This window comes from Protofrankia sp. CiP3 (assembly GCF_917627345.1).
GTDB lineage: Bacteria > Actinomycetota > Actinomycetes > Frankiales > Frankiaceae > Protofrankia.
In genome coordinates, this window is record NZ_CAKJTM010000001.1 from 131,962 (window position 1) to 157,435 (window position 25,474).

The 25,474-nt window shown below is 64.9% G+C and carries 16 protein-coding genes, 1 tRNA gene and 1 pseudogene; 7 read left to right on the forward strand and 11 right to left on the reverse strand.

Translation table 11 applies throughout. The features are described 5' to 3' along the window. Positions 1-35 precede the first annotated feature (35 nt). From MJ797_RS00575 to MJ797_RS00595, 5 genes are all read right to left on the reverse strand, one after another. Positions 36-524: a heat shock protein transcriptional repressor HspR gene (locus MJ797_RS00575; RefSeq protein ID WP_239329533.1), complete on the reverse strand. Its 489-nt coding sequence runs from the start codon at positions 522-524 to the stop codon at positions 36-38. Then, positions 521-1,708, reverse strand: a complete 1,188-nt coding sequence (locus tag MJ797_RS00580) for a DnaJ C-terminal domain-containing protein (protein WP_239329562.1) — start codon at positions 1,706-1,708, stop codon at positions 521-523. The genes MJ797_RS00575 and MJ797_RS00580 overlap by 4 nt, the downstream gene beginning before the upstream one ends. Positions 1,709-1,787: 79 nt before the next feature. Continuing rightward, a complete protein-coding gene (gene grpE / locus MJ797_RS00585; RefSeq protein WP_374581082.1) occupies positions 1,788-2,513 on the reverse strand; it encodes a nucleotide exchange factor GrpE in 726 nt (241 codons plus the stop codon). Continuing rightward, positions 2,510-4,345: a molecular chaperone DnaK gene (gene dnaK / locus MJ797_RS00590; protein ID WP_239308277.1), complete on the reverse strand. Its 1,836-nt coding sequence runs from the start codon at positions 4,343-4,345 to the stop codon at positions 2,510-2,512. The genes grpE and dnaK overlap by 4 nt, the downstream gene beginning before the upstream one ends. A gap of 375 nt (positions 4,346-4,720) precedes the next feature. Then, on the reverse strand, positions 4,721-6,001 hold the full coding sequence (locus MJ797_RS00595) for a nuclease-related domain-containing protein (protein ID WP_239329582.1): 1,281 nt from the start codon (positions 5,999-6,001) through the stop codon (positions 4,721-4,723). A gap of 590 nt (positions 6,002-6,591) precedes the next feature. Here MJ797_RS00595 and MJ797_RS00600 point away from each other — a divergent pair. Next, entirely contained in the window at positions 6,592-8,880 is a 2,289-nt protein-coding gene (locus MJ797_RS00600; RefSeq protein WP_239329599.1) for a (Fe-S)-binding protein, read from the forward strand. A gap of 275 nt (positions 8,881-9,155) precedes the next feature. On the opposite strand, the gene MJ797_RS00605 is transcribed toward MJ797_RS00600, so the two are convergent. After that, positions 9,156-10,997: a phosphatidylglycerol lysyltransferase domain-containing protein gene (locus MJ797_RS00605; RefSeq protein ID WP_239330195.1), complete on the reverse strand. Its 1,842-nt coding sequence runs from the start codon at positions 10,995-10,997 to the stop codon at positions 9,156-9,158. Positions 10,998-11,524: 527 nt separating this feature from the next. On the opposite strand from MJ797_RS00605, the gene MJ797_RS00610 reads away from it, so the two are divergent. Next, complete coding sequence (locus MJ797_RS00610; RefSeq protein ID WP_239329615.1) at positions 11,525-12,439, forward strand: beta-phosphoglucomutase family hydrolase; 915 nt, start codon at positions 11,525-11,527, stop codon at positions 12,437-12,439. Then, complete coding sequence (locus MJ797_RS00615) at positions 12,436-14,841, forward strand: glycoside hydrolase family 65 protein (RefSeq protein WP_239329636.1); 2,406 nt, start codon at positions 12,436-12,438, stop codon at positions 14,839-14,841. The genes MJ797_RS00610 and MJ797_RS00615 overlap by 4 nt, the downstream gene beginning before the upstream one ends. A gap of 21 nt (positions 14,842-14,862) precedes the next feature. Here MJ797_RS00615 and dcd read toward each other — a convergent pair whose 3' ends face one another. Beyond that, a complete protein-coding gene (gene dcd / locus MJ797_RS00620; protein ID WP_239329665.1) occupies positions 14,863-15,474 on the reverse strand; it encodes a dCTP deaminase in 612 nt (203 codons plus the stop codon). A gap of 83 nt (positions 15,475-15,557) precedes the next feature. Beyond that, a complete protein-coding gene (locus MJ797_RS00625) occupies positions 15,558-16,259 on the reverse strand; it encodes a TNT domain-containing protein (protein ID WP_239329683.1) in 702 nt (233 codons plus the stop codon). A gap of 248 nt (positions 16,260-16,507) precedes the next feature. Here MJ797_RS00625 and MJ797_RS00630 point away from each other — a divergent pair. Continuing rightward, a tRNA-Gly gene (locus MJ797_RS00630) sits at positions 16,508-16,581 on the forward strand. 80 nt (positions 16,582-16,661) lie between these two features. Here the strand turns inward: MJ797_RS00630 and MJ797_RS00635 are convergent. Then, the gene (locus tag MJ797_RS00635; protein WP_239329699.1) at positions 16,662-17,078 is read right to left on the reverse strand and encodes a hypothetical protein; all 417 of its coding nucleotides are present in this window, start codon (positions 17,076-17,078) and stop codon (positions 16,662-16,664) included. A gap of 327 nt (positions 17,079-17,405) precedes the next feature. Here MJ797_RS00635 and MJ797_RS00640 point away from each other — a divergent pair, with 327 nt between their 5' ends. The 3 genes from MJ797_RS00640 (at position 17,406) to MJ797_RS00650 (ending at position 21,832) form a co-directional block, all read left to right on the forward strand. Next, entirely contained in the window at positions 17,406-17,630 is a 225-nt protein-coding gene (locus MJ797_RS00640; RefSeq protein WP_239329702.1) for an AlpA family transcriptional regulator, read from the forward strand. Positions 17,631-17,710: 80 nt separating this feature from the next. After that, complete coding sequence (locus MJ797_RS00645; protein ID WP_239329705.1) at positions 17,711-19,003, forward strand: XRE family transcriptional regulator; 1,293 nt, start codon at positions 17,711-17,713, stop codon at positions 19,001-19,003. A gap of 396 nt (positions 19,004-19,399) precedes the next feature. Next, entirely contained in the window at positions 19,400-21,832 is a 2,433-nt protein-coding gene (locus tag MJ797_RS00650) for an AAA family ATPase (RefSeq protein WP_239329721.1), read from the forward strand. 3,200 nt (positions 21,833-25,032) lie between these two features. Here MJ797_RS00650 and MJ797_RS00655 read toward each other — a convergent pair. Next, positions 25,033-25,350 carry a helix-turn-helix domain-containing protein gene (locus MJ797_RS00655; RefSeq protein WP_239329735.1) on the reverse strand — a complete coding sequence of 106 codons (318 nt, stop codon included), beginning with the start codon at positions 25,348-25,350 and terminating at the stop codon, positions 25,033-25,035. Continuing rightward, a pseudogene (locus MJ797_RS27320) lies at positions 25,347-25,474 on the reverse strand (DNA-binding protein); the annotation flags it as partial. The pseudogene MJ797_RS27320 and the gene MJ797_RS00655, both read right to left, overlap by 4 nt.

Here is a 25,474-nt window from a genome sequence, read left to right on the forward strand (position 1 = left end):
TGCCGTCGTGCCTGGGCTGGGGTGGCTGGGCTGATCTACCGGCGCGGGCCCGGTCGCCAGACCACGATCGCGCCGCGGTCGATCGGCACGAGATCCCGTCGGTGGCTCCTGTGCGCATCGGCCACCCTGCGTTCGGCCTCAGCGTGGGCCAGCGCCAGTTCCTCGGTGAGTTGCCGGATTTGATCTTTCAAGATCATAACCTGGCTGCCCAGGTCCAGGATCCGGCGGATTCCCTGTAGGTTGATGCCCTCCTCCTGGGAAAGCCGCTGTACCTCCCGCAGCATTGCGACGTCCCGGACGGAGTACCGCCGGCCGCGTCCGGATGTCCGCCCCGGAGTCACGAGCCCCAGCCGGTCGTAGGCCCGCAGCGTCTGCGGGTGCATGCCGGCCAGCTGCGCGGCAATGGAGATCACATACACGGGCGTGTCGTCGTCGTGCGCCGGTCCGGGGCCGGGCTGGGGTGTCGCGGGCAGAGCGGCCGGTGGGTGCGGCGGATCGGCCGTGCGGCTCGGCCGTGGTTTCATGGCCGGCCCTCCATCTGTGCCATCAGCGATGTGCGTGGATCTTCGGGATGGGCGTGCGCGAACTCCTGCAGCGCGGTGCGGGCCTTGGGGGAGAGGTCAGCGGGCCGTGGCACTGTGACTTCGATCGTCACGATGAGGTCACCGTGGCCATGGCTGCCCCGCGGTACCCCACGTTCCCGTACCCGCAGGCGCCGCCCGCTCGACGTGCCGGACGGCACCTTCACCGTCAGCGGAGCACCGTCGATCGTCGGCACCTTCACCGACGCGCCCAACGCGGCCTCCGTGAAGGTCACCGGCAAGGTGATCGTCAGGTTGTGGCCCTCGCGGCCGAAGACCGGATGGGCGAGCACGTGGACGGTTACTTCGAGGTCGCCGGACTGTCCGCCGCGCTCACCCGGCGAGCCGCGGCCCCGGACCCGGAGCCGTTGACCGTCCGCGACGCCTGGCGGGATGCGGATGCGCTGCTCGCGCTCCCGCCGGCCTGTGCCCAGACAGCCTGGGCACGGCGAATCAATAATCGTCCCCTTGCCGATGCAGTCGCGGCACGGCTCCGACAGCGCGAACCCACCCTGGGAGCGGGACACCACGCCCAGGCCCCGGCAGGTTGGGCAGGTCCGTGGCGTCGTGCCCGGACGGGCACCGCATCCCGCGCAGGTAACACAGGTCGCCGCGCCTGGCAGCCGGACAGTGGCTTCAAGCCCCGTCAGAGCCTTCTCGAACGGGATCGTGACTTCAGCCGCGATGTCGCCGCCACGGCGGGGGCCACGGCCCGTCGGTGGCCTTTGGAACAGGTTGTCGAACAGGCCTCCGAGCCCGGGACCGGGACCAGGGCCTGCGCCTGCGCCACCCAGCAGGTCATCGAGGTTGAACGCGCTGGATCCGCCGGATCTGAAGCCGCCCGGTTGGTAACCGTAACCACCAGCCGGATGACCACCGGTGTTACCCGCGGTGAACAGCGCTCGCGCCTCGTCGTACTCCCGGCGCCGGGTTTCGTCCGACAGGACGTCGTAGGCCTCGGAAATCTCCTTGAAGCGGGCCTCAGCCTTCGGGTCATCGGGATTCTTATCCGGATGCAGCTCAAGGGCAAGCCGGCGGTAGGCCTTCTTGATGTCGGTCGCCGAGGCGTCCTTGGGGACGCCGAGAGCGGCGTAGTAATCCTTTTCGACCATGTCACGAACACTCACGGCGCCCCTCCTTTCACCATCATGTCGCGTATGGACGCTTGAGGCGGATTTTTCCTGGCAGAAGGTCGAATGACATCGACTACTCGACGGCTTCCGCCGCGCCGCCTTCCGTGCTCGGCGTGCTCTCCACCGGCAGGTCCGCCGTGCCCTGAGCGGTCTCGGCGTCCGGCGCCGGTTCGGCGACTGAGACCTGTGCCGGCCGCAGCACCCGGCCGGCGTGGCGATAGCCGGCACGGAAGACGTCCACACAGGTCGACCGGGTCACCTGCGAGGAGTAGGTGTGCATGAGAGCGTCGTGGACCAGGGGGTCGAACTCGTCCCCCTGAGCGCCGAACCGCTCGAGCCCGGCGGTCTCAAGCGCGCTTTCCAGGGACTCGGCGACGGCCTTGAACGGGCCTTCCAGATCACCGTGGTCGCGTGCCCGGCCGATGTCGTCGAGGGTGGGCAATAGCGCCGTCAGCAGCTTTCCCGTCGCCTGCTCGGCCATGACCTGGCGGTCCCGTTCGACCCGCCGGCGGTAGTTGTCGAACTCGGCCTTGAGCCGCTGGAGGTCGGCGGTACGTTCAGCCACCTGCTTACGCAGGGGTTCCAGCAGCCCGTCCTCGGCCACGGAGCTGGCCGGCGCGGTGGCGGAGCTGGCTGTCGCGGTGGTGGTGGTGCCGCCCGTGGCCTTCGCCCCCACCCGGCTGGCCTCTTCCCGTACCTGCCCGCTCTCGGGATCAATACGGCGTCTGTCCCGGACGATCACAGGCTCGTCCGGCGTGGACATGCCGAGCGTCCAGTCATCCCCATGAGCCGAGGTCACTTCTTGTCCTCCTCGTCCACTATCTCGGCATCCACGACGTCGTCGTCCGTGCCCGGACCGGATGCGCCACCCGCGCCCGAAGCCGCCGCGCTCTGCGCATCCGCGTAGAGCGACTGGCCCATCGCCGAACTGGCCTTCGCGAGTTCGGCGGTGGACTCGCGAATGGCCGCGATGTCGGTACCGCCAACCGCCGCGCGCAGCGTGGACAGCTTCTCCTCCACGTCACTCTTGATCGCGGCGTCGATCTTGTCACCGTTTTCGGCCAGGAAGCGTTCGGTGGAGTACACGAGGGTCTCACCCTGGTTGCGGGTCTCAGCCTCCTCGCGGCGCTTGCGGTCCTCCTCGGCGTACTGCTCGGCGTCACGGACCATCTTGTCGATGTCGTCCCGGGGCAGCGCCGAGCCGCCGGTGATCGTCATCGACTGCTCCTTGCCGGTGCCGAGGTCCTTCGCGGAGACATGGACGATGCCATTGGCGTCGATGTCAAAGGTGACCTCGATCTGCGGGATGCCCCGCGGCGCCGGCGGCAGCCCGGTGAGCTCGAACATGCCGAGCTTCTTGTTGTAGGAGGCCATCTCACGCTCGCCCTGGAAGACCTGGATCTGCACGGACGGCTGGCTGTCCTCAGCGGTGGTGAAGATCTCCGACCGCTTGGTCGGGATGGTCGTGTTCCGTTCGATGAGCTTGGTCATGATGCCGCCCTTGGTCTCGATACCGAGGGAGAGCGGGGTGACGTCGAGCAGCAGGACGTCCTTGACCTCGCCCTTGAGGACACCGGCCTGCAGAGAGGCGCCCACGGCGACGACCTCGTCGGGGTTGACGCCCTTGTTCGGCTCCTTGCCGCCGGTCAGCTCGCGCACCAGGTCGACCACGGCCGGCATCCGGGTGGATCCGCCGACGAGCACGACGTGGTCGATGTCGCTGACCTTGACTCCGGCGTCCTTGACGGCCTGCTGGAAGGGGTGCTTGCAGCGGTCGATCAGATCGGACGTCATCCGCTGGAACTCCGAACGGGTCAGGGTGACGTCCAGGTGCAGCGGCCCCTCAGCCGAAGCGGTGATGTAGGGCAGGTTGATGCTGGTCTGGGTGGACTGCGACAGTTCGATCTTTGCCTTCTCGGCGGCTTCCCGCAGGCGCTGCAGGGCCATCTTGTCCTTGCCGAGGTCGACACCGTGCTGACCGGAGAACGTCTTGATCAGATGGTCGGTGACGCGCTGGTCCCAGTCGTCACCACCGAGGTGGGTGTCACCGGAGGTCGACTTCACCTCGACGACCCCGTCACCGATCTCCAGCAGTGACACGTCGAAGGTACCGCCACCGAGGTCGAAGACCAGAATGGTCTGTTCCTTCTCGCCCTTGTCCAGCCCGTAGGCGAGGGCGGCGGCGGTGGGCTCGTTCACGATGCGCAGGACGTTGAGACCGGCGATGGTGCCCGCCTCAGTGGTCGCCTGGCGCTGGGCGTCATCGAAGTAGGCGGGCACGGTGATGACGGCGTCGGCCACGGTCTCGCCGAGGTAGGACTCGGCATCCCGCTTGAGCTTCTGGAGGATGAACGCGCTGATCTGCTGCGGGGTGAAGTCCTTGGTGTCGACCTTCATCTTCCAGTCGGTGCCCATGTGGCGCTTGACCGACCGGATGGTCCGCTCGACGTTCGTGACCGCCTGCCGTTTCGCGACCTCGCCAACCAGGACCTCACCGTTCTTGGCGAAGGCGACGACGGACGGAGTCGTCCGGGAGCCCTCGGCATTGGCGATCACCGTGGGTTCGCCGCCCTCGAGCACGCTCACAACGGAGTTCGTGGTGCCGAGGTCGATACCGACCGCTCGTGCCATGTCTGTGTGCCTCTCGGATCAGGACGGCCCGGCTGCTCCGTTCTTGTGGGAGCCCGGCCGGGACCGCTCGTGTAGTAGTTGAGCCCTGCTGACTCAGAATCTAATGATAGACGGGTCACCGTCAAACATGAGTCTCTGGAGCTCAAGGTTGTTGAGAGGGATTCTGTTCCCCGAGGCTGTGGTACTCGGCCGTCGGCCGTCGGCCGCGGGATGCGCGACAGCCCGAGGCATGACAGGGCCCGAGGCATGACAGAGCCCGAGGCATGACAGAGCCCGCAGACGCGCGGACGGCCGGCGGGCACATGCCCACCGGCCGTCCGCGCGGGGGAATCACATTAGTGGTCGGCGGAGACCATGACCGCGGAGGGTGCCGGATCAGGCGCTGAACGGATCGCCGGGATCCTGCGCGCCCTGGTCCCGGTGGCCACCAGCTGAGTTGGTGCCGGTGCCATCCCCATCGTCATAGTGGGTCTGGCGCGGGACCGACCGTAGCGGGCGAACAGCGGCCAGCACCCGCCCGCGCCGCCGGCCTGTTGACGGGTCGTCGGTGAGACGTCCGGGCGATGCCTCTGTCATGCTTGTGAGTTCGCTGATGAGGTCGCTGTCGCTGGTGTTCTCGTCGTCGTCGCCCTCGCCGTTGGTGGGTATCGGCGGGACGCCGGACTGGCCGCTCGTTTCGGCGAGCTGCGTGAGATCACTTTCGATCTTCGCTAGTTGGTCGAGCATGTCGGCCGCGTCGCCGCCCCGTTCACGGATGGTGCGCAGCGCGTCCATCAAAATGAGCCACTGGTCGCGGTCGACGGTGATGGCGTCCGTGGGCGGGTTGGCGGAGTAGGGCGGGAACAGGCGCTGGACGACGGCGAGCACCTTGGTGACCTCCGCCGGGTTGAGCCTGTCCGGCCGTCCCCGGACGTAGGACACGAGATCTTTCAAGCTGATGACGGTGACACCCTCGACCGCTCCGTCGCTCCACAGAACGCCTGCCTCGACCATCGCGAGAATCGGCGTTACCGGAATTTTGATCATCGGTGTGGCTGTGCGGGTCCGGGCGCGTACCTCGTCGCCGAGCCATTTGGTGAGGTCGAGCGGCTTTCGGAGCGACTGCCCGTCGACCTTGGCTCCGTCCTTGCCCCCGTCCTTGGCGTAGCGCACCGTGCCGGTGGAGGCGTCACTTTTGATCACCATGACTCCGCCCGGCCCGACCAGAAGGTGCCCGACGCTCGCCGCTGAACCGGGGACGCTGCGATCATGCATGATCACATACCCGTACCGGCGGAGCCGGTTGATCGCGCTGGCCGTCTTGCGTTCGGCTTCGGCGCCTTCGCGCAGCGCCTCGATCTCGGGGACCGGATCGAACGACCGGCCGATCACGATCAGTGGCCAGCCCAGCTCGATCAGCAGAAACACGCCTACGGCGATGGATGTCGACAGGCCCAGGCCCAACGCGACCAGGACCGCGAATACCACGGCGATGGGGAAGGCGCGCAACGCGGCGCGGGGCACGGTGTACGCGAGGCGCTCGCGCCGCATCCGCGCGTGCTGTTCCCGCGCACGCTGGTAGGCCATCTGGAGGGAGTAGCCGGGCCGGTCCCGCGGGTCGCCTCCGAACGGGCTTCTGAGCGGGCCCCTGGCCGGGCTCTTCGTCGTACTCGCCATCGTGTCCACCATGGATCGTGAGGTCGCCAACGTCGTCCGGAGCCTTGGAGGCTCTGACAACAGGACTGTTCGGCTCGTGGCGTCGGGCGGCGCCTCGGTCAACGCCCAGCACCTCCGGCGTCTCCCTCCGCCGCCTCGCGATCCATCCGCCCGGACACCGCTGTCTGATCGAACGCCCTGCTGCCGGAGCTTCCTGGTAATCACAATTCTTCCAGGCGCCGAGCATCACCGCGGCAGCGCGTACGCGTATTACAGGCCGCATCCATCCTGCAACCGTTGGGCTCGCCGGGACAAGTGAATCACTGTAATTGGCCCAAATTTCCCGTGGTTGGGGGGCCGTTGGTCCGGCCCGGCTTTGTTGCTAGATAGTTATATGATATTGCTATTTGGTTCGGTTGGGGAGGCCGAGCGCCGAGCCAGGGCTGGCCGGAGTGTCCCGCCGGTGCCGGCTGGGTTGCCCAAGGGCTGCGCGTGGCCCGTGCGTGGAGGAAGGTAAGCAGCGGTCTTGTGGGCAACTGCCTGGGTCGGTGAGCAAGTTACCGGCTGGTAGCAGTAGGCTCCCACCGTCGGTAGGAGTGACTGGAGGATGTGTGAGACTCGCTGTCGGTGGAGTGATCGCCGTTGTCGCTCTGGCGGTGGCCGGACGACGGTTTTACTGGTTGTTCAGGCTGATCCGCCAGGGCCAGCCGGCTCCCGGCCGGTTCGACGGGGCGGCCGAGCGTCTGTGGAGTGAGATCAGTGAGGTCGGCGGCCAGCGAAAACTGCTGAAGTGGACGGTCCCCGGGCTCGCGCATGCCTTCACCTTCTGGGGCTTCACGATCCTCATGCTGACCGTGATCGAGGCGTTCGGCGCGCTCTTCGACGACCACTTCCACATACCGCTGTTCGGGCACTGGGCGGCGGTCGGCTTCGTCGAGGACTTCTTCGCGGTGGCGGTGCTCGCCGGGCTCGTGGCCTTCACGATCATTCGGCTGCGCAACGCGCCGGCCCGTCTCGAGCGCCGGTCGCGCTTCTACGGCTCGCACACGGGGCCGGCCTGGGTCATCCTAGGAATGATCACGTCGGTGATAGTCACCCTGCTGATCCTGCGGGGCGCCCAGTTCAACGCCGGCACCCACCCGCAGGGCGACACGAGGTGGGCCTTCGCGTCCTACCTGGTCAGCCGTCCGCTGGACGTCTTCTCGACGTCGGCCAACAAGCACATCGAGACCGTCTTCCTGCTGCTCAACATCGCCATCATCATGGGCTTCCTGGTGCTCGTCGCCTACTCCAAGCACCTGCACATCTTCCTTGCGCCGATCAACGTCATCACCAAGCGTGAGCCCAAGGCGCTCGGCCGGCTCGGCAGCACCCCCGACATCGAGAGTCTGATGGAGGCCGACGAGCCGATCGTCGGCGTCGGCAAGGTCGAGGACTTCTCCTGGAAGGCCATGCTCGACTTCTCCACCTGCACGGAGTGCGGGCGCTGCCAGAGCCAGTGCCCGGCCTGGAACACCGGCAAGCCGTTGTCGCCGAAGCTTCTGATTATGGATCTTCGGGACCACCTGTTCGCGAAGGCGCCGTATCTGCTCGCGGCCAAGGCGGCTGGGGACAGCGAGGAGGCCACGGCTCCGGCCGGCGCGGCCACCGGCGGTTCGGCGGAAACGTCGACGAAGCACGTTGCCCACCACGTGCCCGAGTCGGGCTTCGGGCGGGTTCCCGAGCCCGGTCAGCCGCAGGTCGACCGGCCGCTCGTCGGCACCGAGGAGGAAGGCGGGGTCATCGACCCCGACGTCCTGTGGTCCTGCACCAACTGCGGCGCCTGCGTCGAGCAGTGCCCCGTCGACATCGAGCACGTCGATCACATCATCGACATGCGCCGTTACCAGGTCATGATCGAGTCGGCCTTCCCGAGCGAGGCCGGCGTGATGTTGCGCAACCTGGAGAACAACGGCAACCCGTGGGGTGTGTCACCCCGGGTCCGCACGGAGTGGACCGAGGGGCTGGCATTCGACGTCCGGGTGCTCGACGGCGGTGCGGCCATTCCGGACGATGTCGAGTACCTGTACTGGGTGGGCTGCGCCGGCGCGATCGAGGACCGGGCCAAGAAGGTCTCCCGGGCGTTCGCCGAGCTGCTGCACACCGCCGGGGTGTCGTTCGCCATCCTCGGCACAAGCGAGTCCTGTACCGGGGACCCGGCCCGCCGGCTCGGTAACGAGTACCTGTACCAGGAGATGGCCAAGGCCAACATCGAGGTTCTCAACGCCGCGTCCGCGAAGAAGATCGTGGCAACCTGCCCGCACTGTTTCAACAGCCTCGCGAACGAGTACCCGGCACTCGGCGGGACATACGAGGTCATCCATCACACACAGCTGCTCGGCAAGCTCGTCGAGGACGGGAGGCTCATCCCCGTCCAGCCGGTGGACTCGTCGGTCACCTACCATGATCCGTGTTTCCTCGGCCGGCACAACCAGGTCTACACCCCGCCGCGGGAGATCCTCGACAGTATTCCCGGCCTGCGCAGCCAGGAGATGCACCGCTGCAAGGACCGTGGCTTCTGCTGCGGTGCCGGCGGCGCCCGCATGTGGATGGAAGAGAAGATCGGTAAGCGGGTCAACGTCGAACGGGTGGACGAGGCGCTCGCGCTCGATCCGGACATCGTGTCCACGGCCTGCCCGTTCTGCATCGTCATGCTGACCGATGCCGTGACCGAGAAGAAGCAGTCCGGCGGGGCAAGGGAAGGCGTCGAGGTCCTGGACGTCTCCCAGCTGCTCGCCCGCTCGCTGGCCGCGCCGGCCCAGGCCGGGGGCGTCCCTCCAACGGCGACGGTGGGCAGCGCTGTCGCGGCGGACACCGCTGGTGGGGGGACAGACAGTGCGGGAGCATCCGGGTCCGACTGATGTGACGTCGCCCTGATGTGACGCAGCCCGGAACGATGTGGATCCGCTGTCATGCTGACAGCACCCCATGCACATCGTTCCGGGCTTTTCCGCGTTCGGGCCCTAGAGCGCCCGGCAACAGGGGACGCGACGTCGCGGGGCTGGGGCACACACCTCGCCGCGTTGTCGTCGGTCGCCACCCAACACCAGGGTGACTCCCTCCGCCGCCTCGCGATGCACGCACCCCAATTCCGCTCCTTGATCCACGCCCCCTGTTGCCGGGCGCTCTCAACCGCTCAGCAGGATGGGCGGCGATGGGCCAACCGCGCCAGGCGGCGCGTGGCCGGGAAGGTCGTGAGTCGTGGCCAGACCAGGAAGGCCTCGGCTTCGAGCATGGCCAGAGCGATACGTGGAAGATCGCGGTTGGCTGGAAAGCAGATGTAGCGCGGCGACCATTGTGGTTGGAACTTCGCGTTGAACCGGTAGAGGCTGTCGATCTGGAACCAGCGGGAAAGGAAGACCAGCAGCCCGCGGAAACGGCGGGTCACCGGCCCGGCACCGAGCCGCTGCCCGCGCTCCAACGCGGACCGGAAGAAGGCGAAGTTCAGGGACAGACGGTCCACGTTCAGCCCGCCCGCGGCCCGAACCGCTGAGACGATCAGGAAGTCGTTCAGCCCGTTGTCCGCGGCACGGTCGCGCACCATCAGGTCCAGCGACAGGCCCCGGTGTCCCCAGGGGACGAAGTGCAGCAGCGCCCGCAGCCGCGGATCATTTCCAGCGCTCTCCGGACCGGCCGTGTCCCGCGCACCACCCGAACCAGCGCCGGCTGAGTCGCCGCTGCCTGGGTTGCCGCTGCCTGGGTCGCTGCCGGCTGGGCTGCCGTCACCCGGACTGCCGCCGTTGCCGAGCCCATCGCGGTCGAAGGCCATCACCACGACGCAGCTGTCGTCGCTGGGCTCGCCGATCCGGCCGAGGGCCATGGAGAAACCGCGTTCGGTTTCCGCCCCCCGCCAGGCTTCGGCCTGCTCCCTCAACCGTTTGCCCTCCTCGGGGGGCAGATCGCTCATCCGGACGGCGCGGTAGGTGTAGCCGGCCCGCTCGACCCGGCCGACAGCTTGCCGGACGTTACGCATGTCGCGGCCTTCAAGGGTGAAGGTCCGCACGTCGATGATTGCTTCGTCGCCGAACTCCAGCGCCGTCAGGCCAACTCGTTCCCACGCTTTTCCGCCGGTTTCGGAGCATCCGATGACCGCTGGTATCCAAGCATGTTCGGCGGCGATCCGTAGGAACTCCCGGATCGCGCCCGGCCATGCCTCGTTGTCACCGAGCGGATCGCCGCTGGCGAGCATCACCCCGGACACCACCCGGTAGGCGACGCAGGCCTTGCCCGTCGGCGACCAGACGACGGTCTTGTCGCCGCGCAGGGCGAAGTAACCGAGTGAGTCGGCGTCCCCGTGCCGTGTGAGCAGCGCGCGCATCCGTTCAATATCATCAGCGGACAGGCGCGGGCGCGGTTCCGGTGGGCGCAGCGCCAGGTACACGACGGTGACGATGGTGAGCAGGCCCATTGTGAGCAGGATCCGGGTGACGAGGTCGGAGACCCGCTCGGAGCTGAACCGAAGTGGTCCGTGGATGCCGATCAGCCCCTCAACGACATGCGCGAGCTGGGCGGTCAGCGGATGTGGACCGAGCAGGCGGCCAGCGCCCATGCGCAGCAGGGCCAGCCCGACCATGATCGAGGCTGCGGCGAGGGTCAGCCCGACCCACAGCGCCCGCCAGCGGGTTGTCGGATCACCCTTGGCCCGGAAGTCGCCGCGGGCCAGTACGAGCCCGAGGAGCAGCGCCGCGGACGCGACAGCCTCTTCGAAGTCGAGGCCCTTGACCACATGCAGGACGATGCTCGTGCCGAGCAATGTCACCACACCGAGCCAGGCGCGGCGCTTGCGTCGGCGCAGACCACGGGCGAGCAGGAGCAGAAGGAGGCCGACTACCACCGTGAACGCGGCGGCCTGGCGCGATGCCGCTCCGGGCAGGATCTGGCGGATCACATCCAGCCGGTCGCGCCACTCGGGGGTGACCCCGGACACGATGTCGATCAGCCCGGCGATGAACACCAGGGCGGCGGCCGCGGTCGGTATCCATGGGTGGTTCCAGGCCGGCAACAGAGGCCGTGCCGGGCGTGATATCCCGCGGTCTGTGTGGGTATCGCCGCCGAGCCGGCTGGTTTCGGTGGCCCCCGCGGGATGGCTGCCGCGGCTGATGGTCGTCACGGACGACGCCTCCTTCCCCTCTTCATGCCCCACGGCTCCCTCGTCATGTCCCACGGCCGCGAGCGGCACAAAAGGTGATTATCACGTCGCTGTTGGCCAGTTTCTTCATCTCCCACGGCCACCAGCGGCACGAAAGGTCATTATCGCGCTGTCGGCGGCCACGGGCTGGGTGTGTGTCTGCTACCTGCCTGGCCCGTTTGGGTCTGCCCGCGGGACCTTACCCCGCCCGCCGCGCGGTCAGGCAGGAGCGTCCCGGGTATGAGAGAACACCGCATAAGAGCACCCGGCAACAGGGGGATGGATCAATGAGCCAGGCTGGGGTATATGCCTCGCGAGGCGCCGGCAGGCCCTGGGCGAACTTCCAGCGCCGCTAAGCCTTCGAGAGGACTGAACAGATGTTCGGACTACCCGAACACATCAAGGCGTACCTCTTCGACCTGGACGGTGTGCTGACCCAGACCGCGGCTGTCCACGCGGCTGCGTGGAAGGAGATGTTCGACACCTTCCTCCGCCGCCGGTCGGAACGCGACCGTGGCCCATTTGTCCCGTTCAGCGTCGGTGACGACTATCCCGCCTATGTCGACGGCAAGCCCCGGGCGGACGGCATCCGATCCTTTCTCGCTGCCCGCCACATCGAGCTGCCTGAGGGCGGCCCGGAAGATCCGTCATCCGCTGACACAGTCTATGGCCTGGGCAAACGCAAGAACGAACTCGTAACAGCCATGATTCGTGATGATGGGGTCGCCGCTTATCCTGGTTCGGTGCGCTACCTGCGGGCGTTGGTGGCAGTGGGTGCCGCGCGCGCGGTCGTATCGTCGAGCGCGAACTGCGCGGCGATACTCACCGCCGCCGGTCTCGACTCCCTGGTGGTGGTCCGAATCGACGCTATTGTGGCTGAACGCGAACAGCTGGCCGGTAAACCGGCGCCTGACACTTTCCTGGCGGGCGCCCGCGCGCTCGGTGTGGCGCCGTCACGCGCCGCGGTGTTCGAGGACGCGATCGCCGGGGTTGAGGCGGGGCGTGCCGGAGGTTTCGGCTTTGTCGTCGGCATCGATCGGGCCGGGCATGCCGACGCGCTGCGCGCGCACGGCGCCGATGTCGTTGTCGCGGATCTTGCCGATCTGCTGGACGCAGACAGGGGACCAGACACTGCTGGGGACGGCGCTGGCGGGGACGGCGTTGGCGGGGACGGCGCTGGCGGGGACGGCGCTGGCGGGGACGGCGTTGGCGGGGACGTTGACAGCGAGCATCGCCAGCCGTCGGCCGAGCCCGGCGGGCAGCGCAAGCCCGGCGGCGGGAGCGACTTGTGATCGGCGACATGTCGTTCCCGGTCGAGCCGTGGCAGCTGCGTGAATCCGGTCTCGACCCGAACCAGCTGGCCAGGGCAGAGTCGCTGTTCGCCCTGGCCAACGGGCACGTCGGCCTCCGGGCGAACCTGGACGAGGGAGAGCCGCACGCGCTGCCCGGCACCTACCTCAACTCCGTCCACGAGCTGCGGCCGCTGCCTTACGCGGAGGCCGGTTACGGCTACCCGGAGTCCGGCCAGACGATGATCAATGTTACCAACGGGAAGCTCATCCGCCTGCTGGTGGATGACGAGCCCTTCGACGTCCGCTATGGGGAGCTGCGAGCGCACGAGCGGATCCTGGATTTCCGCCGCGGTGTGCTGAGCCGCACGGCCGAATGGGTGTCACCGGCGGGCCAGGCGATCCGCATGTCGTCGGTGCGGTTGGTCTCCTTCGTCCAGCGGGCCATGGCGGCGATCTGCTACGAGGTCGAGCCGCTGGATGCCTCGGCCCGGCTGGTTGTGCAGTCCGAGCTGGTCGCCAACGAGCAGCTGCCGGCACAGTCCGCGGACCCGCGGGCCGCCGTGGCGCTGGAGGCGCCGTTGGTGGCGGAGTGGAACGGCAGCCATGGTTCGCACGCCGAGCTGGTGCACCGGACGCGGTACAGCGGTATCCGGGTCGCCGCTGCTATGGATCATGCGATTGACCGGCGGTCGGCCATGGGGGTGACCGCCGAGAGCGATGCCGACTCCTGCCGGGTGACCATCACCGCGCTGCTTGCCCCCGGTCAGAAGCTGCGGTTCGTCAAGTTCATTGCCTATGGATGGTCGGAGCAGCGCTCCCTGCCAGCGCTGCGCGACCAGGCCGCGGCCGCGCTGACCGCCGCCCGCCAGACTGGCTGGGAGGGGCTGCTCGCCGAGCAGCGGGCTTACCTTGACGATTTCTGGGCGCGCGCGGATGTCGAGGTCGACGGTGATGCCGAGGTACAGCAGGCCGTCCGTTTCGCCCTGTTCCACGTCCTGTCCTCGAGCGCACGGGCCGAGCGCAGGCCGATCCCGGCGAAGGGCCTCACCGGTCCCGGCTACGACGGCCACACGTTCTGGGATTCCGAGAGTTACGTGCTTCCCGTGCTCACCTATACAGCCCCGGACGCGGCGGCGGACGCGCTGCGGTGGCGGCACGCCACCCTGCCCATGGCCCGGGAGCGCGCCCGCCTGCTCGGCCTGTCCGGTGCGGCGTTCCCGTGGCGGACGATTCACGGCGAGGAATGTTCCGGGTACTGGCCGGCCGGCACCGCGGCATTTCACATCAATGCGGATATAGCGGACGCGGTGATCCGCCATGTCCGTGTCACTGGAGACAGCGATTTCGAACGGCACATCGGCCTGGAGCTGCTGGTCGAAACGGCCCGGCTCTGGCGGTCACTCGGCCATCATGATCTGGACGGTGCCTTCAACATCGATGGAGTCACCGGGCCGGACGAGTACAGCGCGGTCGCCGACAACAACGTCTACACCAATGTGATGGCGCAACAGAATCTGGTGGAGGCGGCGAACGCGGTTCGGCGGCATCCCGAGCGGGCGCACGAACTCGGCGTGAACGCGGAGGAGGCCGCCTCCTGGCGGGACGCGGCCGGGGACATGTGCATCCCCTACGATGAAAAACTCGGGGTGCATCCGCAGTCGGCGGGATTCACCCGTCACCAGGTGTGGGACTTCGAGCACACGCGTCCTGACCAGTACCCGCTTCTCCTGCACTTCCCCTATTTCGATTTGTACCGCAAGCAGGTGGTGAAGCAGGCTGATCTGGTACTGGCGATGCAGCGCCGCGGGGAGGCCTTCACGGAGGAGCAGAAGGCCCGCAACTTCGCCTACTACGAAGCACTCACCGTTCGCGACTCGTCATTGTCCTCGTCAGCGCAGGCAGTGCTGGCGGCCGAGGTCGGTCATCTCGGTCTCGCTCACGACTATCTGCGCGAGGCGGCGCTGATCGACCTCCGTGACCTGCGCGGCCGAGCTCTCGACGGCCTGCACATGGCCTCGCTGGCCGGCAGCTGGATAGCGCTGGTTGAGGGGTTCGGCGGGTTGCGCGACTACCCGGGGGCCGTCAACTCGGGCGCTGCCAACCTGGAAGCTCACATGTCGGGCGTGCTGTCGTTCGCGCCTCGCCTGGCGGAAGGGATCAGCAGGCTTGCGTTCACCCTGTGCACGCGTGGACGACGGCTGCGGGTTGAGGTCACCGACTCCACCGCGAGCTATGTGCTGTTGCGTGGCGAACCGATCACGATTCTTCACTGCGGTGAAGCCGTCAAAGTATCGATGGATGGCCCGGTGCGCCGTGACGTGCCCGCCACCACGGCCGGCCCCCAGCCGTCCCAGCCACCCGGGCGAGAGCCAGAGATCTTCCGGGTCGACTCGAGCCGTTGACCGGTTGTTCCGTTGACCGTTTTATGATCGCGGCGGTGTCGGCCCATGGTTGTCTGATGGCACTGCCGCACGGGTGAAGTCACGGTATGCGCGGGATGGAGTCGGGCCACGTTGTCCCTGGTAGCGGGAACCGTAAATGGCCGAGCCATAGGGATGCGTGGCGGGGGAGGAGAGCCGGAAGAGGCAGAGCTGGCCGATCTTCATCCCCGGCCAGAGCTTGATGGGCAAGGTCGCGACGTTCGACAGCTCAAGGGTGACATGGCCGGAGAAGCCGGGATCGATGAAACCAGCGGTGGAATGGGTGAGCAGGCCCAGGCGTCCCAGGCTGGACTTGCCTTCCAGCCGGCCAGCAAGATCGTCAGGCAGGGAAATGATCTCCAGTGTCGAACCGAGTACGAACTCGCCGGGATGCAGGACGAACGGGTCGTCGTCGTCCGGGGCGATGAGGTCGGTGAGATCCTCCTGCTCGACGGCGGGGTCGATGTGGCTGTACCGGTGGTTCTGGAACACCCGGAACCACCGGTCGAGCCGAAGGTCGATACTGCTCGGCTGGACGAGAGCCGGATCGTACGGGTCCAGGCATACCCGTCCCGCGGCGATCTCAGCCTGGATATCCCCGTCAGACAGCAACACGTCCGAGTACGTTACCGGTCGCTCCGGTCGTCGCGGGCGGCTGCCAGCTGAGTTGGCCCGCCGCGGGAGCTGCCTCGGTTGATCTACGGCTTCTTCGGGTGCGCCTCATCCTCCAGATATTGATGGTCGAGCAGCCATTGGACGTGCAGATCGCCGTCGGCCGGGGCACCGGGGACGAGGGAGCCGTCCAACTGGTACTGCTGGCCGTTACCGGGCTGATCGAACCATGGACGAACCGTTCCGGTGTAGACCGAGAAGGTCTTCAGTACCCGGTAGACGTGGTAGTTGCAGCCAGCCGGATCCGTTGAGGAGTCCAGGTTGCTTGGCGGGATCGACCGGTCGGCGTAGCGGAGCCCCTTCGGCGCGAGGAATCCGCCGCCTGTCCCGCCGAACCGGTCGATTTCCTGCCCGGGAGCCAGTGATGTCACCGTCCGGATGGGGGTGCCATCCGTGTTGATCATATATCCGTTCTGCGGTGGAAAGATCCAGTCTCCGTTGCCCGAGCGGGCGGCCGGGTCCCACCAGGTGTCCAGGAACTGCTGCCGCGGCTGACCGCCGGTCCTGTCATAGAAGAAGAGTTCTGCGCCTACCGCGCCGAACAGCGGCAGTGCTGCCGGGCCGAGCCGGCGATCGTTGTCCAGGTCGGCCGCTGAGCAGGCGTCCAGCGCGGTGATCGACACCGTCGGCGCGTTGGTGACAGCGCTGTCGCTGGCGGTGGCGGATGTCGTGCCGCCGATGACCAACACCGCGGTCGCCAGCGAGACGACCGTTTTGCGCAATTGCACGTGTTCCTCCCCGGGGTTGCACTCGGCTGGTGTTGACTCCGGAGAGTAGTTATATGATCTAGCTATCTTGCGTCGGGTCGTCGGTGCGGTGGTTCATTGCGTGTTGTCACCAGCGGTCGCGGGAACGGCGACACTGCCCGGATGCGACCGGCATGGAGCGAAGCGACATGAGCACGGCGATGCGGACCGGCCGGCGGGACCGTCCCGCGCCGCGCTCGTGCCGGCCTGTAGGATGCTGTACGTACCATGCGGGCGTAGTTCAGCGGCAGAACACGAGCTTCCCAAGCTTGCAACGCGGGTTCGATTCCCGTCGCCCGCTCCACTCTGGGTGGACTGTGTCAGACAGAGTCTGACCTGCTCGCTTCGCCATGCCAGCCCAGGGGGCAGAGCCCCCTGGAACCCCTACGTTCCTTGGCTCCACTCGGGGTGGACTGTGTCAGACAGGGTCTGACCTGCTCGTTCGGACCGGGCGACTCGCAGGGCCACGGGGACCCGGTTGATCGGCTCGGCTGGGATCGTCTGTGTCACCGGGTCGGAGCGGTCCGGGGCGCTGTCCCGCGGGGTGCGCGGCGGGGTACCGGTCGGACCAGCCGGATCGGGGATGCGGCGGAAGAGGAGAACGGTGTCCACGTCTCCGTAGGTCTCTACGAAGATCGAATTCGTCGGGATCGTGCCGAGGACGCCGACCAGGCCGGCCACATCGGCACCGGGCTTCACCGTCACTTCGTGATCGCCGTGGTGGTTCTGCTGGGCGAAGGCCAGCGGCTCGTCCCTGTGGGGGGTGCACCACGGGTTGCCCGCAGGCGGGAAGATATCCATGGGTCGCGTTCCCTTGGTTGCGTAGGGGGCGGGATCAAGGCCCCGCCCGGCGCTGGAATCGCCGTGGCGGGGCCGCTGCGCCGGGAGTCCGGCGGTTCATCTGCCGTAGGCAGGCGGAAGAATGATGTTGACTGTGTTGGGTCAGTCGTCGACCGGCGGCATGTCCGCCGCGCGGATCTTTTCGGGCATGGTGTGCTCCCTTGTTGCGTCAGGGCGAGCCGAGGTGTGTTCGGTGCTGGAATCACCGGTACGTACTCGTTTCTTGGCGGTCGCCAAGGTTTGTCCAGGATGTGCCATGGGTTGGCGACTGTCAAGTACGGTGGTGGTATGACGCACCACCTGATGGGGACGGCGGAGATTGCCGAACGCCTGGGGGTCAGCCGGCAGCGGGTACACCAGATCGAAACAACCGATCCGACGTTTCCGAAGCCGGTCATCGAACTGTCAGCCGGGAAGGTGTGGGAGACCACCGACGTCGAGAAGTGGATCGTTGAGCGACGAGCCAGCAGAAACCGAGCATCGGATGACAGGCACGGGAAGCCGCCGGACTGACCCAGGAGGACGCCGCCGCGGAGCTGACGGCCCTCTCGGAAAAGCAGGGTTTCAGCCCCACCCTGCGAGCGACCGCGGAGATGATCCGTCGGCATGAGCGGGGGCACGTCTACCCGGGCCTGCGGTACCGGCGGGCCTACATGCTGTGGTACGGCGCTTCGGCGGAACGCCTCGGTTTCCGCAGAACCCCGCTCGTGCCGAAAGACTGCGACGGAGTGCGCGCGGGGGACATGGCGTCCGAGCGGAACCCGGATGACGATGGACAGGCGGTACCCGCGGACACCGGCCTGGAACAGCTATGGACCGACGGCGGGCTTGCAGCGGGATGGGAGGAGGTGACCACCCCGGTGGAACGCCGCCGTTTCCTGACCCTGTCCGGTGCGGCGCTGGCGTTTCCCGTCCACGAATGGCTTGTCGCCGACCCTACCTCGGATCTTCATCGGATCGATGCCGCGCTCGCGGGCCACCGAGTCGACAGCGTGCTCGTGGCCGATCTGACGACCCGGGTGGATGCGCTGCGGCGGATGGACGACGCCCTCGGCGGGGGAGCAATTCACGATCTTGCCGTGTCTGAGTTACGGCTTGTCGTCGCGCTCATCCGGCACGGTCGGCACGGATCCGTGGAACGGGCCGGTCTGCACGCGGTCGTGGCCGAGCTGGCCCGGTTGGTGGGGTGGGCGCACTTCGACACCGGCAACCATGGGGCTGCGCAGCGGTGCTGGCTCGTGGCTGTGCGGGCTGCCCACGAGGCGGGGCAGCCGGCGATCGCGGCGAACGTGCTGCGCTGCATGGCTGGTCAGGAACGTGCCTTGGGGGATCCGTGCAGCGCGATCCGGCTGCTGCGGTCGGCGCTCACCGGCGCCCGGGGGGCGATGAGCGCGACCGAGCGGGCGGTCCTGGCCGTGATGCTCGCTCGTTCCTACGGCGATCTCGGGGACCGGCGGGCGGTACAGACCGCGAACGACCAAGTGTACGCGCTCATCGAGGAGGCACGGCCGGAGCAGGATCCGCCGTGGGCCTACTGGATTCAGCCGCACGCGATCGCGTTCTCCGCGGGTGACGCGTTGGTGTCCACGGGGCGGGCGGCCGAGGCCGTTCCCCATCTGCGGCGGGCCGTGGGGGAGGTTGCGGGCTTTCCCCGGGATCGGATTCTCTACCTGACCCGTCTGGGGACGGCGCACGTGGATACCGGTGAGATCGATCAGGCTATCGAGCACGGGCATGAGGCCATCGCATGTGCGGCCCTGCTCGATTCCGGGAGCGCCCGCGCCAACATCCGCAGTCTGTGCCAGCAGATCCAGGCCACTGGTCATCCTGCCGCCGTCGATCTCACTGACCACGCCTGGAGCGTGCTGGCCACAGCACTGGTGTAGCCGTCCCGGGAAGGGCCGGACAGGAGCCCGCACCGACTCCGACGGTCCGAGTCTGGGTAGCTGCCGAATTATCCGTTTTAGGATCAAGAGTCCGTCAGCGGATGGCCGCGCCGCGCGGCGGCTGCGCGTGGCCCTGGCGGGCCATGCTCGCCGGCGCGTCGCAGCCACCATCGGGTAGCGGAACGCGAGGAAGGCTTTACAACAACTACCCACAGCTACCATGGGACGCCCAGCGTGGCGATGTCAAGCGAGCGGACCCGCACCCATGTGGGCAAGCAGCCTGTCCAACATGTGTACTGGAGAGACCTACACCGCTACCCTACTCATGTGAAGTTGGCTGAGGCGAGGACTCGCCCGCCCGTCGCGGGCAGATGCACGGGGACAAGGTGACGGACGATGGTCGAGCCCATCGACGCTGCATATGAGCGCTTTCTGGAACTCAAGGCCCAGATAGCATCTTATGCGGACACAATAGAAACCGAGCAAGACACTCGCGTCAAAGTAATCGATCGGTTTTTTCTTGACGTATTGGGCTGGTCGTTCTCGGAGCTCTTGACCGAAAGCCCCGTCACTGATGGATTTATCGATTACAATTTTCAAGTCGAAGGAAGATCTCGACTGATAGTTGAAGCCAAGAAGGATGGACGCAGCCTCGGCTGCGAAGACGTCCGCAGCGGCAAAGCATATAAGCTTAACGGGCCAGTATTTCGCAATAAAAATTGCAAAGAAGGCATTCAGCAAGCAATATACTACTGCGGCCAGAAGAATGCTGAACTCGCCTGCGTGACGAACGGAAGAGAGTGGATAATCTTCCGAGGGAATCGGCTGGGCGACGGTCAGGACACCACCTCCGGTATGGCTTTCGTATTCTCTAGCTTGAACTCTGTGGAAGAAGATTTCAAGCTTTTTTATCGACTTCTCGATCGATCATCTGCCGGACATGCCGAATACAGGCCGTACTTCCAAGAAGCGGAAGGTCAACCTATTCGAGCGAATGATGTCAGAAGGCCACTCCGGCGGCCAGGAAGCGAGAATCTCCTACCGCTAGGCCCACTTGCCAGCGATATCAATGACGTCATGCGGTCCTTTTTTGACCGACTCTCCGGGGATTCCGACCCAGGCCTTCTAGCCCGCTGCTTCGTCACCACGAATGAAAGTCAGGTGGCAGATAGGCAGCTTGCAAAGATATCCGAGGATCTTTTGACGCGTATTCGCGGCCTTGACACGGCAGACGCGGACGCATTGAGCGGATTAATTCGACGCGCTGCAGCTACGAAGCGTAACGAATTCGTGGTTATCGTAGGAACCAAGGGCGCCGGAAAGAGCACCTTCATCGAGCGCTTCTTTGGCCTTGTCCTCAGTCCAGAAATTGCAAAGCAATGTATTGTGCTGCGCGTCAATCTTGCCAGCAATGATGGCGACGCAGACACAGTGCAAAAGTGGCTCGATCGAGAACTTCTGCGTACCATCGAAAACACAGTATTTCCAGATGATCCCCCCGAATACAATGAAATAGAGGGGATTTTCTATGATGAATATAATCGACTTCGACGTGGTGCATGGAGAGAGCTCTACGAGAGCAATCACTCTCAGTTTCGAATCGATTTTGGCAAATATATCGAAGCTCGCCGTGAAGAGCAGCCCCACGACTACATAAACGGGCTAATACGTCACGTCGTAGGGAGTCGCAAGAAACTGCCGGTTATCGTATTCGATAACGCAGATCACTTTAGTCTCTCATTCCAAGAGCAAGTCTATCAGTACGCCCGCTCAATATACGAAAAAAGCTTGTGTCTGATTGTGCTGCCGGTCACCGACCGAACGAGTTGGCAGATGTCCCGGCATGGCGCATTGCAGTCCTTCGAACATCAGGCCCTATTTCTCCCTACCCCACCGACAGAAACAATCATCCGCGCTCGAATAGATTATCTCGATCAACAGATTGCTGAAGAGCGCAGCAAACCCGATCAGCGATACTTTGTAGATCGTGGGATTTCCTTGTCGCTCGACGATCTTTCCGCATTCACACGTTCTCTACAGAGAGTCTTTCTGCAAACTTCAGATACCGCTATGTGGGTAGGAAGTTTCGCGAACCATGACGTTCGACGTGCGCTACGGCTGGCAAGAGATTTTGTCACCTCTCCCCACCTTGCAGTAGAGGATCTAATCAAAGCGTACATCGCCGAGAACTCTGTATCAATCGAGTCTAGCCGATCAAAGCGTGCGTTAATTAGAGGTCGCTATGACATCTACCCTGTCGAGCGACATGAATTCGTCCAAAACATTTTCTCATTGAACCAAGACCTGGAGACCACGCCGCTGCTTGGCGTACGTCTTCTGCAAGCACTCAGAGATACGCCTAGAGGCGACCATGAAGGTTCTTTCCTCGCTATCGATCAGCTTATTGAGTATTGCAGGGCAATGTACATTGAACCCCGTGCCGTAATGCTCTGGCTTGATGTCATGCTCAAATCTGGGCTATGCCTCAACTACGATCCAACGGTACTCAAAGCCGATGAAGCGAGAAGGTTGGAGCTCTCGCCTTCAGGGGAACAGCATCTAGAGTGGTCCAAGTTCGACTTGGAGTACGCGAGCGCCATGGCAGATGTCACGCCTATCGCCGATGAAGTCGCGTACGCAAAAATTCAATCGTACGCTCGGCAGCACCAAGGTGGGCCTGCGTGGCGCAAGAAGATCGCAGCATTCGCCGAGTACCTTCTCGCAGAGGACCAACGCTACACTAAGATATCGGTGCATCCCGCCTATGATGGCCAGCACGGAATCACTAACGCTTTCAAGGCTCTATCGGACCCTTACGTTTTGGTATAGAAAGCGAAACGCAATTCGGCCCGAATTATTGTTAGGATTCGTAATGAAATAACAAATGCATCCTCTGGAGCGTCTTCGCAGGTCACGGGCCTGCAGAAGGCTCAAGATGAACAAGTTATTTCATTACGGATTCTTAGTAGGCAGGGGCATCGCTGTTCCAGCGAAGCTATGCGCCTACCGAAATCCGACTGTCAGCACTTGATCGATTTTTCTGCTGCCCCGTAGATAGGCCACCGCCGGTCAACCGTCGGCGCCTCGAAGGAAGTCCTCTCGATCATCCAGACCTTCCGGTTGAGGAAGAGCACCCACTCGCTTGACGCTAACGACGCAGCAGTGTTCATGGAGGCCGCTGTCACCCGAATCAATCACGCTTAGTGACGGCACCTGAAGAATCACTGTACTGCAGTTGTACTGCAACCGGGGTGGACGTCCATGGACGTGGGTCGACATCACCTAGCCCGCGACCTGCGCCGGTGGACGGCGGTGGACGTGGGTGGACGGTGCGCCGAGGGCTACGGATCAAAAGGTTGGGCGTGTCTGGGCGAGTTTAAAACGTGCGGGGGCTCCGCCCCCACGCCCCCGGCCCTCGCTCTGGAGAGGAGGGGAAAGGGCGGCAGACCGCTGATCCTCTCCGTCAGTCGGGCACCCGGAGGGCTACCCCAGAACCCCCTGACCGCGCAACGGCCGACACCACCCAGCCCGGTGCAGCCACGCTGCGGCCGTTGCCCGGCCGGGGGAACCTGGGGTAGGGCAAAGCCTGCCCGACCGACGGAGAGGATCAGCTCAGTCCGGGGCATGTGGCGGCAGCCACTCCAATGGCCGACATGCGGCCTGAAGTTACGTATGGTAACGATTTTCAGTGGCCCACTCGTCCACTTCGATCGGCGAGGTGCATCCGGAAGGATCACGGCCGTACAGCCATTCGTACAGCCAAGCCCGCGGACAACGGCGAACTTCGGTGTACGTCTGTGGAGACTGGTAGGGCTGTGACCTGGCTGTACGGACGTCAGCGGACATTGGCGGATGGAACGGGGCGTTCTTGTAATCGGGCGGCTGGCTCGCGGAATCCGCGGGGATGGGCAGGCTCGGATGACAGCCAAGCCGGGACAACGCATGACCTGGACTGGCGGAGGTCAGCGGGCGAGTACAGACGGGTGTTCGACGGACTCGGGTCCACGCGCCAAATAGGATGGATTACGAAATTCTGGTCGAGTCTTGCGCGACGGGAACAGGCGCGCCTCCCGACGAGCCACTAAAAGAGCCCGATGTGGACCTTTCGCTCATGGAAAACACCCGGCAAAAATTATCCTTTCCAGCAAAAAGGAGATATGCGTCAAGCATGTCCTTAACGGTGCCCCTTCGCTCGACATCTCTCTTGAATGCAACTTGTTCATCGCGCGGTATCTCGGGCGGGAGATTTTCCGCAATGGATGAACGTACCCCGTCGAGAGTTCTTCCATGAACGCTGGGCGCAATATATGTCATTCGAGTGTTGTAGTGCTTTAGGTCGATCGATCTCAACATTGCTGGCTCAAATATTTGAACTAGCGTCTCTATTCCAATCGGGATTTGGTTGCTAGCGCCTCCAATTTGGAGAGTGAATAGTCGGACATGCATAACCGCTTTTGTGCAAACTCCAATTACCACTGCAATCAGCCAGGGGCTTCCGCCGACGGGACCGGATATGGCCTGCCCATGCCCTCCGTCGTCTAATGCTACCGCGGAACAGAGGTAGAGCACGACAGAAATTGCACCATAGAGTAGCGCATAACAGTAGATGGTCCCAATGTGGATTGCCAGAAATAGTGTCCTTGGAAATTTAGAGGTGGCGACTTCCGTCCACGTCACAATTGCGGCAATACCAAAACTGAGGGTGGCGGGAAGTAAATCGCTATGGATCATCTGGTTGGCCACCGGGAGCCGAAGGACCACCAGGCATCAGAATTTGCCGCTCTGTATTCATCGCCTTCTCGTACTACGGCCCCTTCATTTTCAAGTTCGCCTAGCGTCTCTTCTACCTGATCGCTAGGTACGCCTATTGACGACGCGATGAAATCTGGAGATAGCGCCTCCCGGTACGATTTGACAAAACTTAAAATTACCGAACTGAGTCCGAATATTTCCAATGCAACCTCCCCACTGCCCTCCATCTCGACCTACAAGCCTAGAGAGAGTCTAGAAGGCGAGCCGTTGTATGTCTAGAGGAAATGCCTAAATCGAAAATTAAGCGCAAAACGCATTTTTGGCCAACCCGTGGGATCGGGACGCCCCCGCCCGACCGTCGGGTCGCCGGCTGGTCATCTTCGATCCGAGATCACATACCGTCGCACCGCCTGACCGCCTGACCGCCTGACCGCCTGACCGCCTGACCGCCTGACCGTCGGGCAGAGCCACGACGTCGATAATGCCTTCCGTCACCGGTGGCTAGACCTGTCGAGCTGCCGACCATTCGTTCCCGAGTGGCGCAGGCCCGGCGGACACCGATGCAACCGTATGGATCATTCGGCCCGACACACCGTGAGGTGTCGCGACCGGTGTAGCAACGACTGTGGACGTGCGCGGACATGCGTTCTCGACGGGGATTCATCTATGCAACCGCTACGCTCCGTGGTTGATGTTGACTACGATCAAGGTGGCCGACGGTGGCGGGATGGCCGTCGAGCTTCTTCGCGGATCTTTCTTCGTGCCATTCGTGTGCCAGTAGCAACTGGCGCCATGTGGTCCGATCGGTGCCCTTCGGTGGGGAGCGGATCGCCGCTGACCTGGGAGGATGGTTGTCGGCCCAGGTCACCAGTGAGCAGCGCACAGGTTTCCCAAGCTTGCAACGCGGGTTCGATTCCCGTCGCCCGCTCCATCCCCTTCCGCCCCTGGTCAGAGCCGCCTTCCGGCCAGGGGCAAAGATCTTTCTAGAAGATCACGATCGGGCCATGGGCCATCCACGGGCCATTAGGCCGCCTCGATGCTCGCCGCGGCCTGAGCTCCTCGTGGCCTGATGGCCGCGCACCAGGGGCCACGCGGACCCGGGCACGTATCCGCGTACCGCTCGTCTACAGAAGGGCCGGCTGACAGCCACACCCGAACTGCCGCCTTCCTGCGCGCCAGCGGCCAAGTGCCCTGGTGGGCGCGAGCCTGCCCACCTCACGTTGAGTTTTCCAGTCAGCCCGTGCCAGCAGATCCAGGCCACCGGTCATCACTGTCGCTCATGCGATCGCGGCGATATCCCCGTCATCGAAGTAGATCGCCTGGTGCAGCCGGCCGCCAAGCGCAGCGGCGTAGCGAGCAACCACATCCTGACCGGACAGCGAACCCTGCTCGATCTGCGAAATCCGTCCCTTGGTCACACCCATCCGCTCCGCGACCTGCGCCTGCGTCAGACCCCGCTCCCGGCGCACCTCAGCAAGCCGATGACCCACCGCGACCGCGAGGAGCTCTTGGCGGCCGGCAGCAACCGCGTCTTCCCCGCCGGCACGGGCAACCTGCTCGGCACGGATGTCAGACCACCGTGTGTAGCCGCTCATCGCTGATAGCTCTCTTCCTCGCCGCGTTCCACCAGGTAGGTCTTGTAGCGCTGCTCCGCAAGCGGGATCGCTTCGGCGTACCAGGCGTTCCACTGCCCTGCATTGTCCCCGGCAACAAGCAGGA

Excerpts from the sequence above, each read along its gene's own strand:
- MJ797_RS00575 (WP_239329533.1), bottom strand. The coding sequence starts at position 524 with ATGAAACCACGGCCGAGCCGCACGGCCGATCCGCCGCACCCACCGGCC.
- dnaK (WP_239308277.1), bottom strand. The coding sequence starts at position 4,345 with ATGGCACGAGCGGTCGGTATCGACCTCGGCACCACGAACTCCGTTGTG.
- MJ797_RS00595 (WP_239329582.1), bottom strand. The coding sequence starts at position 6,001 with ATGGCGAGTACGACGAAGAGCCCGGCCAGGGGCCCGCTCAGAAGCCCG.
- MJ797_RS00610 (WP_239329615.1), top strand. The coding sequence starts at position 11,525 with ATGTTCGGACTACCCGAACACATCAAGGCGTACCTCTTCGACCTGGAC.
- MJ797_RS00635 (WP_239329699.1), bottom strand. The coding sequence starts at position 17,078 with ATGGATATCTTCCCGCCTGCGGGCAACCCGTGGTGCACCCCCCACAGG.
- MJ797_RS00640 (WP_239329702.1), top strand. The coding sequence starts at position 17,406 with ATGACGCACCACCTGATGGGGACGGCGGAGATTGCCGAACGCCTGGGG.
- MJ797_RS00645 (WP_239329705.1), top strand. The coding sequence starts at position 17,711 with ATGATCCGTCGGCATGAGCGGGGGCACGTCTACCCGGGCCTGCGGTAC.
- MJ797_RS00650 (WP_239329721.1), top strand. The coding sequence starts at position 19,400 with ATGGTCGAGCCCATCGACGCTGCATATGAGCGCTTTCTGGAACTCAAG.
- MJ797_RS00655 (WP_239329735.1), bottom strand. The coding sequence starts at position 25,350 with ATGAGCGGCTACACACGGTGGTCTGACATCCGTGCCGAGCAGGTTGCC.